The organism is Mariniflexile jejuense (assembly GCF_042675665.1).
Classification (GTDB): domain Bacteria; phylum Bacteroidota; class Bacteroidia; order Flavobacteriales; family Flavobacteriaceae; genus Mariniflexile; species Mariniflexile jejuense.
This window is the reverse complement of record NZ_JBHTJI010000001.1, coordinates 1,038,316-1,052,369: the sequence shown is the minus strand read 5'-3', so window position 1 is coordinate 1,052,369 and position 14,054 is coordinate 1,038,316. Positions and strand designations below refer to the sequence as shown.

8 protein-coding genes are annotated in these 14,054 nt (G+C 34.3%); 6 read left to right on the top strand and 2 right to left on the bottom strand.

What is annotated here, in order from left to right; genetic code table 11:
- The first annotated feature begins 219 nt into the window (after positions 1 to 219).
- The gene (locus ACFQ1R_RS04470) at positions 220 to 3,267 is read left to right on the top strand and encodes a choice-of-anchor I domain-containing protein (protein WP_379924907.1); all 3,048 of its coding nucleotides are present in this window, start codon (positions 220 to 222) and stop codon (positions 3,265 to 3,267) included.
- A gap of 104 nt (positions 3,268 to 3,371) precedes the next feature.
- On the opposite strand, the gene ACFQ1R_RS04465 is transcribed toward ACFQ1R_RS04470, so the two are convergent.
- Complete coding sequence (locus ACFQ1R_RS04465) at positions 3,372 to 4,196, bottom strand: universal stress protein (protein WP_379924906.1); 825 nt, start codon at positions 4,194 to 4,196, stop codon at positions 3,372 to 3,374.
- 219 nt (positions 4,197 to 4,415) lie between these two features.
- Here ACFQ1R_RS04465 and rimP point away from each other — a divergent pair, with 219 nt between their 5' ends.
- The 3 genes from rimP to infB are packed head-to-tail and all read left to right on the top strand — an operon-like array spanning position 4,416 to position 8,939.
- Positions 4,416 to 4,877, top strand: coding sequence for a ribosome assembly cofactor RimP (gene rimP / locus ACFQ1R_RS04460; protein WP_379924905.1), 462 nt, complete (start codon positions 4,416 to 4,418; stop codon positions 4,875 to 4,877).
- A 13-nt stretch (positions 4,878 to 4,890) separates the two neighbouring features.
- Positions 4,891 to 6,123: a transcription termination factor NusA gene (nusA, locus tag ACFQ1R_RS04455; protein ID WP_379924904.1), complete on the top strand. Its 1,233-nt coding sequence runs from the start codon at positions 4,891 to 4,893 to the stop codon at positions 6,121 to 6,123.
- 29 nt (positions 6,124 to 6,152) lie between these two features.
- Entirely contained in the window at positions 6,153 to 8,939 is a 2,787-nt protein-coding gene (gene infB, locus ACFQ1R_RS04450; protein ID WP_379924902.1) for a translation initiation factor IF-2, read from the top strand.
- A 64-nt stretch (positions 8,940 to 9,003) separates the two neighbouring features.
- Here infB and ACFQ1R_RS04445 read toward each other — a convergent pair whose 3' ends face one another.
- Positions 9,004 to 9,393: an SPOR domain-containing protein gene (locus tag ACFQ1R_RS04445; RefSeq protein ID WP_379924901.1), complete on the bottom strand. Its 390-nt coding sequence runs from the start codon at positions 9,391 to 9,393 to the stop codon at positions 9,004 to 9,006.
- 216 nt (positions 9,394 to 9,609) lie between these two features.
- On the opposite strand from ACFQ1R_RS04445, the gene ACFQ1R_RS04440 reads away from it, so the two are divergent.
- On the top strand, positions 9,610 to 10,902 hold the full coding sequence (locus ACFQ1R_RS04440; RefSeq protein WP_379924900.1) for a cytochrome c3 family protein: 1,293 nt from the start codon (positions 9,610 to 9,612) through the stop codon (positions 10,900 to 10,902).
- A 33-nt stretch (positions 10,903 to 10,935) separates the two neighbouring features.
- Positions 10,936 to 14,022, top strand: a complete 3,087-nt coding sequence (locus tag ACFQ1R_RS04435) for a TAT-variant-translocated molybdopterin oxidoreductase (protein ID WP_379924899.1) — start codon at positions 10,936 to 10,938, stop codon at positions 14,020 to 14,022.
- Positions 14,023 to 14,054: the final 32 nt, after the last annotated feature.

The window sequence follows — 14,054 nt, the reverse complement described above, 5'->3', positions numbered from 1 at the left end:
CACTACTCGCTGCCTACTGCGTAGACGAGCTCAAACAAACCGTTCAATCGCTAACGCAAAACTAGCAGCGTGTTTAATGTTTAGATAACATTCATAAACTTAAATTTTCATTAAGTTAAAATTAAAAGCCGATATTTTACACCAACATAATTGTAAGGTAATAACAAAAAAAACAGTAATCACTTTATTTGATAGAATTAATTAATCCTATTAAATAAAATGAAAAAAATTACTTTTTTAGCTAGTTTTCTAGCATTGTCTTTTATGGCAGTTAATAGTCAAAACACGCTTCAGCACTTGGCAAGTTACCAAACTGGCGTTACCGCTTCTGCTGAAACGGTGGCTTACGATGTAACTAATCAGCAAGCCTTTTTTACAAATTCCGCAGGTAATAGTTTTACAATAATAGATATTAGTAATCCTTCTACACCTACTTTAGTTAAAACTGTCGATTTGTCTTCTTACGGCGCTGGTCCAAATTCAATAGCTATACATGGTAGTTTAGTTGCTGTGGCAGTAGAAGCAAGTCCAAAACAAAACCCAGGAAGTGTTGTGTTTTTTGATTTAAATGGCGATTACGTACACCAAATAACAGCAGGTGCATTGCCAGATATGTTAACATTTACGCCAGATGGCATGAAACTTTTAGTAGCCAATGAAGGTGAACCATCTGATGATTATACCAACGACCCAGAAGGAACCATTTCTGTAATAGATTTAAGTTCTGGTGTTCTAGCTGCTTCGGTAACATCTATTAACTTTAATAGTTATGATAACAAAAAAGCATCACTTCAAAATAAAGGTATTCGTATTTTTGGAAATAATGGTTTAGCTACGGTTTCGCAAGATATGGAACCAGAATACATTACGGTTTTAGCAGATGGTACTAAAGCCTATGTAGGCTGTCAAGAAAATAATGCTTTAGTTGTTATCAATCTAACAACAAATACTATTATTGATATTTTACCGCTAGGTTATAAAAACCATATGTTAGGCACACCAACAGTAACAAGTTATGTAATAAATGAACTAGCTGCGGGTTGGCCTACTTTAGGAACGCCAGTTTATGATGGCGGGCAAGCGCCTGTTAACTTAGGTGGTTTTTCAGGTTTGTTTTATGATGCTGCAAACTCTACAGCGACTAATTATGTGTTTTATGCCATTCCAGATAGAGGACCAAATGCAGATGCTGTTTCTGGTGTTACACCAGCTTCAACAAAACCTTTAAGACCGTTTAAACTGCCAGATTATCAGGGTAGAATAGTAAAATTCACTTTAAACAAAACAACAGGTGCTATTACTTTAGATGACCAAATATTACTAACCAGACAAGATGGTATTACTCCAATAACTGGAAAAGGAAATATACCAGGTTTTGATGAAGTGCCAGTAACGTATACAGACGTTGCTACAGCTTATACTAATACTGATTATGTTGATGGAGCTTCGGAACAATATCATGCATTACCTTACGATGAATTTGGTGGCGATTTTGAAGGTGTTTTAATAGATAAAGACGGAAATTTTTGGGCATGTGATGAGTATAGACCAGCTATGTATAAATTTGATGCTTCCGGAAAATTAATTGATCGTTTTGTGCCATCAGGAACATCTTTATTAGGTACAACACCACAAGCAATTGGTGCCTATGGTAATGAAACATTGCCAGCTGTGTACTCTAAAAGATGGGATAACAGAGGTTTTGAAGCCATTGCTTACGATGCTGCTAAACACGTTGTGTACGCATTTATTCAATCGCCTTTAGATAATCCTTCAAGTGCAGCAGTTAGAAATAAAACTGATGTTATAAGAATTTTAGGAGTTAATGCGGATACAGGAATTCCTGTTGAAGAATATGTGTATTTATTAGAAAGAAATAAAGATGCTGGCTATGCATCTTCAAGAGTTGATAAAATAGGTGACGCAGTTTATACTGGAAAAGGTAAATTTTTGGTTATTGAACGTGATTCAGAAGGACCAACAGTTACTTATGGTAAAAAATATATTTTTGAAATTGATATTAATTTTGCTACCAATATTTTAGGTAATGGTAATTATGGAGGGAAAGAATTGGAGGAACTTTCAGCAGATGAAATTATTGCTCAAAACATTCGTCCGGTTCATAAAAACAAAGTTGTAAACTTACCAACTATTGGGTATCAATCTTCTGATAAGGCAGAAGGCATCGCGTTACTTCCAAATAACGAAATTGCTGTTATAAACGATAACGATTTTGGTTTAGCAGGCGCAGGAATTACCGATGCAAGTGTGCTGGGTATTATATCATTTGCTAACGATTATGGTTTTGATGCTTCCGATAAGGATAATGCCGTTAATATTACACAACATCCAACATTAGGTATGTTTATGCCAGATGCTATTACTTCATATAAAGTTGGTAATTTAAACTACATAGTAACAGCAAACGAAGGCGATTCTAGAGATTATGGTGGTTACTCAGAAGAAGTTCGTGTAAAAAACCTAGCATTAAATGCGGCATATTATCCAACAGCAGCTACGTTAAAAGCAGATGCTAATTTAGGTAGATTAAAAACTACAATTGCTGATGGTGATTATAATGGCGATGGCACTTACGAACAAATTTATTCTTATGGAGCTAGATCGTTTTCAATTTTTGATGAATACGGAAATCTAGTGTTTGATAGTGCTAACGAGTTTTCATTAAAAATAAATTCAGAAGAACCTACATTGTTTAATGAAGATGCTGGTGTAAAAGATGGAAGATCAGACGATAAAGGTGGCGAACCAGAAGCGGTTGCAATTGGCACAATAGATGGTAAAACCTATGCGTTTATTGGTTTAGAAAGACAAAGTGCAATCTTAATGTACGATATCACAAACCCTAAAGATGTTGAGTTTATTACGTATTACAAAGGAAACAGAGCTTTAGGAGATACAGCACCAGAAATTATAAAATTCATTCCAGCTACTGATAGCCCAAATTCAAAAAACTTACTTTTAGTAGGTTATGAAGTAAGCGGTTCGGTTGGTGTTATTCAAATTGATGAAACTGTTTTAAGTATAAGTGAGGAAGTTTCAAAAAATGACTTTAAAATATACCCAAATCCAGTTAATAATGGTGCTTTAAAGTTTAATAAAACAATATCAGGAAGCATTTATAATGTAAATGGGCAAGAAGTAAAAAGATTTAATGATGAAAATGCGGTGGATGTTTCTCAATTAACTTCGGGTGTGTATATAATTAAAACAACAAATTACGGAGTTAAGCGTTTCGTAAAGCTGTAATTTTTAAAAGTATTTAAGTAAAAATCCCAATCAAAAGGTTGGGATTTTTTTATGCATAAAATTTGTCTTTTTAAACTTTGTGTTTCTGTTTAATTACAGAATTTCTAAATTTTAAAAGTAATTACAGGGCGTTTTGCATGGTTTACCAAATCTTCACTAATACTACCATTAAAGAAATGAGAAATACCTTGTCTGCCATGTGTGCTCATACCAATTAAATTTGCATCAATAGATTGTGAAAAATTCATAATACCCGTTTCAATAGTAACATCATTGTAAATATTTATTGAATGGCTTGGTAGTTTGATGCCTTTAATAAAGCTCTGCATTCTACTTTCAGCATCACTAGAAGTCATGAAATGATTAGGTGTATTCACCATGAGCAAATGTAATTTAGAACCAAAAATTGTAGCAAATGAAATGGCTTTTTTAAACGGGATTTTGCTTTCTTCGTTAAAGTCCGATGCAAAAACAAAGTGTTTTGTTTTAAATATTGGGTGTTCATTTTTAATAACAAGCACGGGCGTTTCAGATGTTCGAACTACTTTTTCGGTATTGCTTCCTATAAGCATTTCTTTTAATCCGCTGGCACCGTTAGAGCCCATTACAATTAGGTCTATGCTCTGTTTTTTGCAAACATGAAATATACCTTTAAAAATTTCATGAAATTCAACATGTTCATGTATTGTTAAGCCTTTTAAGTAGTTTTTAGCTTTTAATTCTTCAAATTGTTTGTGGGCTAGTTTCATAAAAAACATAGCTTCAGGCAAGTCGTTATACGTACTTACAGGATCTACGGTATGTACCGAAACTTCAAGTATGTGTAGCAAATAAATTTCACAATTATGCTTTTTAGCTAATTGTGCAGCCACTTTTAAGGCATTTTCAGCCTGGGCAGAAAAATCGGTAGGGACAAGTATTTTTTTCATCTGTTAATTTTTTTTAATTATGGTCAGATGCAATTCGCATCAAGAAATTCAAAAAAGAATAGAATTTTAAAAATGCTTATGTCATGATTTCATAAGTAAGATGTACCTAAATTTATGAAATATTACTTTAAAAATCAATAAAATATTATATATTTGCAGCGTTGAAAGGCTAAAACTAAAGAAAGAGGGGACGGAAAGTCCCCTCTTTTCATAATAAAAATGTTCAAAAATACCGTTAAAGATTTATTGGAAACTGCGTTGGTAGAACGACCAGATTTGTTTTTAATTGATTTTTCAATTAGCACAGATAATCATATCAATATTGTTATTGATGGTGATAACGGTGTTTTAGTTGAAGATTGCATGTTTGTAAGTCGTGCCATTGAACATAACATTGATAGAGAAGAACATGATTTTTCTTTAGAAGTTATGTCGGCAGGAGCTACATCGCCTTTAGTAAATAAAAGGCAATATAAAAAGAATTTGAAACGCGAGCTATTGGTAAGAACACCTTCAGAAAAATTAGAAGGTGTACTTGTAAAAGCAACCGAAACAGAGATACTATTAGAATGGAAAGTTAGAGAACCTAAGCCAATAGGTAAAGGGAAAGTAACTGTAAAAAAGCAAGCGAACATCGCTTACGAAGATATTGTAGAAGCAAAAGTTATGATTAAATTTTAATTCAATAAGAGTTATGGAGAATATCGCGTTAATTGAATCTTTTTCAGAATTCAAAGACGATAAGTTAATTGACAGAGTAACGTTAATGGCTATTTTAGAAGATGTATTTAGAAGTGCGCTAAAAAAGAAATATGGTGATGACGATAATTTCGATATTATTGTAAATCCAGATAAAGGCGACTTAGAAATATGGCGTAATAGAGTGGTGGTTGCCGATGGTGAAGTTGAAGAACCAAACCAAGAAATTTCAATATCTGAAGCACGTAGAATTGAACCAGATTTTGAAGTAGGTGAAGAGGTTTCTGAAGAAGTTAAACTTATCCATTTAGGAAGACGTGCTATTTTAGCATTACGCCAAAACTTGATTTCTAAAATTCATGAACACGATAATACGATAGTTTTTAAACAATTTAAAGATTTAGTAGGTGAAATTTATACTGCAGAGGTGCATCACATTCGCCACAGAGCAGTTATTTTATTGGACGATGAAGGTAACGAAATTGTGCTTCCAAAAGAAAAACAAATCCCTTCAGATTTCTTTAGAAAAGGTGACAATGTAAGAGGTGTAATTGATAGTGTAGAGTTAAAAGGTGCAAAACCTACTATTATTATGTCTAGAACATCACCTGCATTTTTAGAAAAACTGTTTGAACAAGAAATACCAGAAGTTTTTGATGGTTTAATTACCATAAAAAATGTAGTAAGAATACCAGGTGAAAAAGCAAAAGTAGCAGTAGATTCTTACGATGATAGAATTGATCCAGTTGGTGCTTGTGTTGGTATGAAAGGTTCTAGAATTCACGGTATAGTACGCGAATTAGGTAACGAAAATATTGATGTTATTAATTACACAAACAATTTACAATTATATATTACCAGAGCATTAAGTCCTGCAAGAGTAACTTCAATAAAAATAAATGAAGAAACAAAACGCGCAGAAGCTATTTTAAAACCAGAAGAAGTAAGTAAAGCCATTGGTAGAGGTGGTCATAACATTCGTTTAGCTGGTCAATTAACTGGTTATGAGATTGATGTGTTTAGAGAAGGCGCTGAAGAAGATGTTGAGTTAAGAGAATTCTCTGATGAAATTGAAGGATGGATAATAGAAGAGTTTAGTAAAGCTGGATTAGATACTGCAAAAAGTATTTTAGAACAAGATGTTGATGATTTAGTGAAACGAACCGATTTAGAGGAAGAAACAATTAAAGACGTTATTAGAATTCTTAGAGAAGAATTCGAAGAATAACATATATTTGAGTATTTTAAAGGCAATTTATGGCTGACACAATTAGATTAAATAAAGTATTACGTGAACTCAATATTTCTATTGACCGCGCTGTTGATTTTTTAGAATCAAAAGGCGTTGATGTGGAAAAAAGTCCGAATACCAAAATATCAGAAGAGGTACACGCAATTCTTTCAAACGAATTTCAAACAGATGCTAACAAAAAAGTAGCATCAAAAGAAGTAGGAGAAGCAAAACAGAAAGAAAAAGAAGTGTTGCGCGAGCAACATCAGCGTGAGCTTGAAGAGAAACAAAAAGAGGTCGCCAGAAAAGAAGAAATAATAAAAGCTTCAAAAACACTTGCAGGCCCAAAGCAGGTAGGGAAAATTGATTTAGAACCTAAAAAACCTGAAGAAACTCCTGTAATACCAAAGCAAGAAGAAAAAATAATTGAAGCACCTAAGGAAGAGGTTGTAGAAAAAACTGTTGAACCCGAAGTTGTTAAACAGGAAGAGGTAAAACCAGCAGTTGCAGAGACTATTAAAAAGGAAGTAAAACCAGAATCTAAGCCAGAGGTTAAAAAAACTAATGAACCCGTTAAACTTAGAACTAACTCTGAAGGAGAATTAGTTCCTGAAGAAAAAGTAAAAACGAAATATCAGGTTCTTACTGGTCCAAAAATTGCGGGTGATAAAATTGACTTATCGCAATTTAATAAGCCTAAGAAAAAGAAAGAAGATAAAAAAGCGGAAGGCAAACCTGGTGAAGCTGGTTCATCTGCAAACAAGAAAAAGCGTCGTCGCATCAGTAAAGTTGGAGGTCCACAGCAAGGTGGCGATAATAGAGGTGGCGATTCAAACAGACCAGGAAATGATAGATATAAAGGTAATAAACCAGGTCAGTCTAGACGTCCAATTGTTAAAGAAGATCCTAGTGATGAAGATGTTAAAAAGCAAGTACGTGAAACTTTAGAAAAGCTTCAAGGAAAATCATCTAAAGGAAAAGGCGCAAAATATAGAAGAGATAAAAGAGATCAACATAGAGATCAAAATGAAAGAAACTTAGAGCTAGAAGCAGCTGAAAGTAAAATTCTTAAAGTAACCGAGTTTGTTACAGCAAGCGAAGTTGCTACCATGATGGATGTTTCTGTAACTCAAATTATTTCAGCATGTATGTCACTTGGTATGATGGTAACCATGAACCAACGTTTAGATGCTGAAACATTGTCTATTGTAGCTGACGAATTTGGATATGAAGTTGAGTTTGTTACTGCCGATATAGAAGAGTCCATAGAACTTTTTGAAGATAAAGAAGAAGATTTATTACCAAGAGCACCAATTGTAACCGTTATGGGTCACGTAGATCATGGTAAAACATCGCTTTTAGATTATATACGTAAAGAAAATGTAATTGCAGGAGAATCTGGTGGTATAACTCAGCACATCGGTGCATATGGTGTAAAATTAGATAACGGTCAAAAAATTGCGTTCTTAGATACTCCTGGTCACGAAGCCTTTACCGCAATGCGTGCACGTGGAGCTCAAGTAACCGATATCGCTATTATTGTTGCAGCAGCAGATGATGATATCATGCCGCAAACCAAAGAGGCCATTGCACATGCTCAAGCAGCAGGTGTTCCTATAGTATTTGCAATAAATAAAATTGATAAACCTGCAGCAAATCCTGAAAAAATTAAAGAAGGATTGGCACAAATGAATTTACTAGTTGAAGATTGGGGTGGAAAAATACAATCCCATGATATTTCAGCAAAAGTAGGAACAGGTGTAAAAGAATTGTTAGAAAAAGTATTGCTTGAGGCAGAATTATTAGAGCTAAAAGCAAACCCAAATAAACCAGCTTTAGGAACAGTAGTTGAGGCGTTTTTAGATAAAGGACGTGGTTATGTAGCTACCGTTTTAGTTCAAGCAGGAACACTTAAAGTAGGCGATTATGTTTTAGCTGGCAGAAATAGTGGTAAAGTTAAAGCAATGCACGATGAACGTGGAAATAACATTACTGCCGCAGGTCCATCAACACCCGTGTCAATTTTAGGTTTAGATGGTGCGCCACAAGCAGGTGATAAATTCAATGTATTTGAAGATGAGCGTGAAGCAAAACAAATTGCCTCTAAACGAGCACAATTACAACGTGAACAGTCTGTTAGAACACAACGTCATATTACATTAGATGAAATTGGTCGTCGTATTGCACTAGGAGACTTCAAACAATTAAATATTATTTTAAAAGGAGATGTAGATGGTTCTGTAGAGGCTTTAACAGATTCATTCCAAAAACTATCAACAGAAGAAATTCAAGTAAATATATTACACAAAGGTGTTGGCGCAATTACTGAAAGTGATGTGTTATTAGCTTCGGCTTCAGATGCCATTATTATAGGATTTAATGTGCGTCCAGTTGGTAATGCCAGAGCAACAGCTGATAAAGAGGAAATCGATATTAGAACTTATTCTATTATTTACGATGCTATAAACGACCTTAAAGATGCCATGGAAGGTATGTTGTCTCCTGTATTTAAAGAAGAAATTACTGGTACAGCTGAAATAAGAGAAATATTTAAAGTTTCTAAAATAGGTAGTATTGCAGGATGTATGGTAACAAATGGTAAAATCTTTAGAAATTCTGGTGTTCGTTTAATTAGAGATGGTGTTGTTGTTTACACAGGTGAATTAGCATCATTAAAACGATTTAAAGATGATGCCAAAGAAGTAACTAAAGGATTTGATTGTGGTATGCAAATTAAAAATTATAATGATATTCAAGAAGGAGATATTATTGAGGCATTCCATGAAGTTGAAGTTAAAAAGAAACTTAAATAGTTTATAAATAAAATAAAAAAAGCGACCAATTGGTCGCTTTTTTTTATTTTTCTAAACATCAAATTTATTTTTTCGGTTTAAAAATAAACGCTGCAGGAAATTTATTTTTTATTTTTTTTAAAGCTCTATCAGCTTCTAAACGGGTTCTGAAGTTTCCAGCCCAAATTTTAAAATTTGGTGGTTCATATTCTAATGTTGCTTTCCAATCAGAAAAATTTGAGTTAAAATTTCTTTGTGCAGACTCTGCGCTTGAACGATCCCCATTGTAAATTTGAATCTTATATCTATCAGAATCAGGCTCGTTTTTATTCATTTCCTTTTTGGTTTCTACCAAAGTGGTAATTTTTTTATCTTGATTAATGGTTACTGTTCCTTGTTGCGCAAAACAATAATTTGCAGTTAATAAAAAGCAAAATAAGCTTAAAGTATTCATTTTTAAATTTAAAGATTTCATTTTCAAATATATTTATACAAATGTAATACGTTAATAAGTTAGTTTTGGCTCTTTTTATTATTTAGAATCTCTCTAAATTATCAATTAACAGTTCTCTAACATTTTCCAAATCGACTTTTAATATTACTTTTGCGAGAGATTTTTTTAACTGTATTTTTTTCATTTAATAAATGACAAAAGTCATACCAAAGTTTAGAAGTTAATTTGACCAACAATATGAGAAAGGTGATTCACCGTAGATTAAGTATAAACATTCTTCGTGTAAGCTTAATTTTGTTTTTAGCGTTTACAACCTCGCTTTCTGCTCAAGGAGATCCAGCAAAGGGGAAGTCATTATTTAATGCCAATTGTGCAGCTTGTCATCAACTAGACAAGAAAATGACAGGGCCTGCGCTACGTAATGTAGAAGCACGCTTGTCTGAAGAACAAGGTTTGGGTAAAGATTGGATTTATGCATGGGTAAACAATAGCCCTGGAGTTATAAAGTCTGGAGACGCTTACGCAAACAAAGTGTATAACGAGTTTGGTGGTGCTGCAATGACAGCATTTCCACAGTTATCAAATGAAGATATTGATAATATTTTGGCGTATACTGCCGAAGTTAAAGCAGATGCGCCTGCTGGAGAAACTGGTGCTGTAGCTGCTGCCGAAGTTCCTACATCTGCTGGAGGTATATCAAATCAAATCATTTTAGGTGCTTTAGCTATTTTGTTTGTTTTGTTAGCAGCTGGATTATATTTAGTAAACAAAACATTACGTCGTTTTGCTGAAGCTCAAAACATAGAGTTGCCAGAAGAAACTAAAAGAACACCACTTTGGAAAGCATTTGTTCAAAACCAATTTTTAATGTTGGTTGTTGCTATATTCTTTTTGCTTATTAGTGCTTATTTTGTTTATGGTTATTTAATGCAGGTAGGTGTAGACCAAGGTTACCAACCAGTACAACCTATTCATTTTTCACACAAAATTCACGCTGGAGATAATGGTATCGATTGTAAATACTGTCACTCATCAGCAAGAATAAGTAAAACGTCAGGAATTCCATCGTTAAATGTTTGTATGAACTGTCATAAATCAATTTATGAATACAAAGGTGAAACAACTCCAGAACATTCAAAAGAGTTCTATGATGGTGAAATTAAAAAATTATACAAAGCTGCCGGTTGGGATGATACCGAGCAAAAATATACTGGAAAATCACAACCTGTAAAATGGGTACGAATTCATAACTTACCTGATTTCGTTTACTTTAACCATTCACAACACGTTACTGTTGCTGGTGTTGAATGTCAAACATGTCACGGTCCAATTGAAGAAATGGAAGTAGTTTCTCAGTTTGCACCATTAACTATGGGATGGTGTATTGAATGTCATAGAACTACAGACGTTAACGTAAAAGACAATGCTTACTATGCTAAAATTCATGAAGCTTTAGCTAAGAAGTATGGAAAAGATAAGTTAACCGCAGCAGAAATGGGTGGTTTAGAATGTGGAAAATGCCACTATTAATAAATTTAATAAGAAGTAATTCAATTATATAATATGTCATCAAACAAGAAATACTGGAAAAGTGTTGAAGAGCTAAACGAGAATAGCTCTATTGTTGAGACGCTAAAACAAAACGAGTTTGTTTCAGAAATTCCTACCGATGCGTTTTTAGGAGATAAAAACACATTAGAGGCAACTTCTACAACACGTCGCGATTTCTTAAAATATGTAGGATTTAGTACAGCTGCAGCATCTCTAGCAGCTTGCGAAGGTCCTGTGGTTAAATCAATTCCTTACGTGGTACAACCTCAAGAAATTATTCCTGGTGTTGCTAACTACTATGCTACTACAATTGCTGATGGTTTTGATTTTGCTAGTGTTTTAGTTAAAACGCGTGAGGGTCGTCCAATAAAAATTGAAAATAATACATTAGCTGCAACCAACGGTTTTGCAAATGCTAGGGTAAATGCTTCTGTTTTAGGGTTGTACGATAGTTTAAGAGTTCAAAGTCCTAAAAAATCAGGTGCTTCAATTTCTTGGAGTACGTTTGATAAAGAAACGAATCAAAAATTAACTGACTTAAAAGCTGCTGGTAAAGAAATTGTGCTATTAACGCAAACTTTCGCAAGTCCTTCTACAAGTAAGTTAATTGCTGAATTTAAAGAAAAATATGGCAATGTTCGTCACGTTGTTTACGATGCTGTTTCAGAATCGGCTGCGTTAGATGCTTACCAAGCAAAATACGGTGAACGTGCTTTAGCTAATTACGATTTTTCTAAAGCAATGACAATTGTTTCTGTTGGTGCCGATTTCTTAGGTGACTGGCAAGGTGGTGGTTTTGATTCAGGATACTCAAAAAACAAAATCCCACAAAACGGTAAAATGTCTCGCCACATTCAGTTTGAGTCTAATATGTCTTTAACTGGTGCGAATGCCGATAAACGCGTGCCATTAACCCCAAGTGAACAAAAATTAGCTTTAGCTAAATTATATAGTTATGTTGTTGGTGGTTCTGTTTCAGGAAGTTTGCCTTCACATATAGACGATGCTGTTAAAAAAGCAGCAGCTCAATTAAAGAAAGCAGGAAGTGAAGCAGTTGTTGTTACAGGTATTCAAGACGTGAATGCACAAACTGTTGTTTTAGAATTAAATGCTTTTTTAAATAGTAAAGCGTTCGATCCAAAAACGCCTATTAAAACAAGGCAAGGAAGTGATAGTGCTGTTTTAGCATTAGTTGCAGACATGAAAGCAGGTAAAGTAGGAGCAATCATCATGAGTGGTGTAAATCCATTATATACCTTACCAAATGCGTCTGATTTTGCTGCAGGATTAAAGAAAACAGACTTATCTATAGCTTTTTCTTTAAAAGCAGATGAAACGTCTTCTGAAGTACAATATTTGGCCGCAGCACCTCATTATTTAGAATCTTGGGGCGATGTTGAATTGAAAAAAGGACATTATGCCTTAACACAACCAGCTATTCGACCTTTATTTGATACTAGACAATTTCAAGAAGCTTTATTAAAATGGGTAGGAAGCGATGTTTCTTATCACGATTATATTAAAGATGCTTGGGGTTCTACCATTTTAGGTGGTAGTTCATTCAATCAAGCATTACATGATGGTGTTTATGTTGGCGCTATTGCTACAGAGGTTATTGCAACTACTGAAACCTCAACTGAAACACATTCTGGTAATGCAGCCAATACTTTAGCTGCTTCAGTTAAAAAATCAAATTTCGAATTATCATTATATACCAAAGTAGGTATGGGAGATGGACAACAAGCCAACAACCCATGGTTACAAGAGTTTCCAGACCCTATTACTAGAGCATCTTGGGATAACTACTTAACTATTTCAAAAGCTGATGCAGATGCGTTAGGTTTAATGAATAAACACGTAGCCAATGGTGCATTAAATGGTAGTTATGCTAAAGTTACTGTAAACGGTACATCTGTTATTGCTCCAGTGATGATTCAACCAGGACAAGCGAAAGGTAGTGTTGGTTTAGCTTTAGGTTACGGAAAAACGAAAGGTTTAAAAGAAGAAATGCAAACAGGTGTGAATGCTTATGCTTTATACCAAGGGTTTAACACAGTACAAAGCGTTAATATTGAGGCTGCAGCTGGAGAGCATGAGTTTGCTTCAGTACAGTTACATAATACCTTGATGGGGCGTGGTGATATTATTAAAGAAACATCTTTAGAAATATTCAATACAAAAGATAAGAAACATTGGAACGCTGTTCCTATGGTATCTTTAGATCATAAAGAAACTCCTGTTACTTCGCCAGATGTAGATTTATGGGACGAATTTGATCGCTCTATTGGGCATCATTTCAACTTATCAATCGATTTAAATGCGTGTACAGGTTGTGGTGCTTGTGTGATAGCTTGTCATGCTGAAAATAATGTGCCAGTAGTTGGAAAAACTGAAGTACGTCGTAGCCGTGATATGCACTGGTTGCGTATTGATAGATATTATTCATCGGAAGAATCATTTGAAGGTGATAATGAGAAAAAAGATAATATTTCTGGTTTAGGAAGTTCATTAAGCGAATTTGGTGAGATGGAAAATGCATCAGTTAATCCACAAGTTGCTTTCCAACCAGTTATGTGTCAACATTGTAATCATGCGCCTTGCGAAACTGTTTGTCCAGTAGCAGCAACATCACATGGTCGTCAAGGTCAAAATCATATGGCTTACAACCGTTGTGTAGGTACTAGATATTGTGCAAACAACTGTCCATACAAAGTGCGTCGTTTCAACTGGTTTTTGTATGCAGGAAACGATGAGTTTGATTATCATATGAACGATGATTTAGGTCGTATGGTATTAAACCCAGATGTTGTAGTACGTTCTCGTGGTGTTATGGAAAAATGTTCTATGTGTATTCAAAAAACACAAAAAACCATTCTTGATGCAAAACGTGATGGACGCGAAATTAAAGATGGTGAATTCCAAACAGCATGTTCTGCAGCTTGTGGAAGTGGTGCAATGGTTTTTGGAGACATCAATGATAAAGAAAGTCAAGTTGCAAAACTTAAACAAGATAACCGTATGTATCACTTGTTAGAGCATGTTGGTGTTAAACCAAATGTTATGTATCAAACAAAAGTGAGAAATACAACAGAAGCATAAACTAAGTAAAAAGTTCAAAAAGGAACAAGTTG